Raw genomic sequence first — 2,591 nt, forward strand, 5'->3', positions numbered from 1 at the left:
TTCGGTGCCGCGTTGAAGAAGATCCCCGGACTGGAAGCACCCACCGAATGAACGAACTCGAGACCCTTACGGGCAGGCTTCAGGACTTGTTCCAGAGCCAGCGGATCGTGGTCTGGGATGACCCTGATCAGGAGTACGTCGAGCAGGTCGTCGCCATCGACCTCGATGAGGTCGAAACTGTTCGGATCGATCGCAACGAGTTCGGTGTGAAGGCCCGGATTCTCGTTGAAGAGCCCAACACGAAGTTCCTCCTCTACCGTGCCAATGAGCCATCCGGCGACGACTGGCTGCTTGACCTGCGGCTCGCCTATGGGAGCTTCCGCGCGGATCGGGTGTCCATGTTGCTCGACCAGCTCGGGCTGGATCGAGATGTGTTCCGAGCGGTCGTCATCGAGCATCCGGAGTTCTTCCGCAGCACGAAGCGGACTGAGGCGCTGCGGAGGCGTCTGCACGAAGGCGACACCGTTGACCAGGTTCTCGCAAAGATGTCGGCTGTCCTTGCTGGTGCGAAAGTGGAGCATCGCTTCAGTGCACTGGTGCGGCAACTGCTGTTAGATGCGTCAGTCGAGTCCGACTCCTTCTTCCGTCAGCTGGTGGCGTATGGACTTGACGACTATCTGTGGCGAGGGTTCCAACGAATCTACGGGTATGCCTCGGACAACCCATCGATCGACGACTTCGTTCTGTGGATGTTCGAGCAGGCGATGGGCGGGTTCTCGGCCGGGACCACGGATCGGTACCGAGGAATCGAGATCGATTTCAAGAATCTCCGGGTCGACCGGGGCTTCAGCGACGCTTACACGGCGCTGTCGCGCCGGGCCGCGAACGCCCTCGAGATCCCTCAGCGGCTCGGAGAGGTCCCACTCGAGCAGCTGCTCGATAACTTCGTGTTCGAGGATGTCGACCGGCGGGTCATCCTCGAGCTGGTCCAGCTTGTCCGTGAGCGAAAGCTGGCGCACGCAGAAGTGGAGCGCATTACCCAGACCCGCCTCGCCGAACTCAGAGGCAGCCGCTTCGAGAGCTACTATCGCGCACTCGATGCGGCCAGCGGCATCTTGAACGAGATTGCAGCATTCAAAGCGCACGTCACTAGCTTTGCGGATGGTATCGAGAAGTATCGATCGGAGTGGTACCGAATCGATCAGCGCTATCGGCAGTTCCTGTTCCATGCCGTCATTGACGAACATGACGTCCTCGCTCCGCTGCGTCAGAAGGTCGAGAGCGCGTACGTCTTCGAGTACCTGCACGCGCAAGGCCTTGCCTGGCAGCAGCATATCGACAGCTCAGAGAGCTGGCCTGGCGCGGCGGCAGGCGGCGCCGGCGCCTTCTTCGCGGAACGTGTCAAGACCATCGTCATGTCTGGTCGGCGCAAGGTTGCGGTCATCATTTCCGACGCTTTGCGCTTTGAAGTCGCCGACGAGCTCCGAATCCGCATCCGTCGAGAGGACCGATTCGACGCGGAGCTTGAGGCCATGGTGGGAGTCCTGCCCAGCTTCACCCAACTCGGCATGGCCGCGCTGTTGCCTCACGCGGCGCTGGAGCTCACGGCGGATGCCAAGGCGGTCGTTGACGGCCACCCAGCCGGCGGAACTGAGAACCGGGCCAAGATTCTCGCTGCCGTGGAGGGTACGGCCGTGCGAGCTTCGGACTTGCTGAAGATGAGCGAGGCCCAGGCACGCGAGTTGTTCTCGTCACACCAGGTGCTGTACGTGTATCACGACCGCATCGACGCGATCGGCGACGACGCCAAGACCGAGGGGGACCTTCCGAAGGCGGCCGAAGAGGCGATTCGGGAGATCATCGCGATCACCAAGCGGCTCGCGAACGCGAACGCGTCAAACATTCTTGTGACTGCAGACCACGGGTTCCAATATCAGGATGCCGGGCTCGAAGAGCCGGGGTACCTCTCTGAGAGCCCGAAGGGCGGCACATTCGAGAACCGCCGATTCGTAATCGGTCGGAACCTGGAACCCATGGAGTCTGTCAAGACCTTTACCTCGGCGCAGCTCGGACTCGACGGTGACCTGACGGTCCAGATTCCGAAGTCGACGCACCGGATCCGTCGACCTGGTGCCGGCACACGGTTCGTCCACGGTGGCGCGAGCCTCCAGGAGATCGTGGTGCCAGTGCTCGCCATCAATAAGTCGCGACGTTCCGACACTCGCAAGGTCGAGGTCCAACTCCTCAAGGATTCGGACCGCATCACAACCGGGCAGCTCGTGGTCCGCCTGAATCAGCTCGACCCGGTTGACGAGAAGGTCCACGCGCGAACGCTGCGCATCGCGCTCTACGCGGGTGACACCGTGATCTCGAATGTGGTCGAGCGCGCGTTCGACCAGACGACAGATGACGCCCGCGCACGCGTGCAGCAGATCACGCTGCTGCTCACGACTGACGCAAACGCGTTCGAGGGGCAGACAGTTGAACTGCGCGTCCAAGAACGCGAAGGCACCACCAACCACTGGCGCACGTACGTCTCCGCAACGTACACGCTGAAGCGCTCATTCATCGCGGACTTCTAGGAGAGACAGCACTGTGGAGACGTCGGGTTTGCGTTCGTTTGCGGGGTGGGCGCGTCGGGGGTTGGTTGC

General features: G+C 61.8%; 1 protein-coding gene. It reads left to right on the forward strand.

The annotated features are described in order from the left end of the window. Window positions 1-47: 47 nt before the first annotated feature. Entirely contained in the window at window positions 48-2,522 is a 2,475-nt protein-coding gene (pglZ, locus tag ACUY4T_RS14400; RefSeq protein WP_446019655.1) for a BREX-1 system phosphatase PglZ type A, read from the forward strand. Window positions 2,523-2,591: the final 69 nt, after the last annotated feature.

The organism is Agromyces arachidis (genome assembly GCF_052805135.1).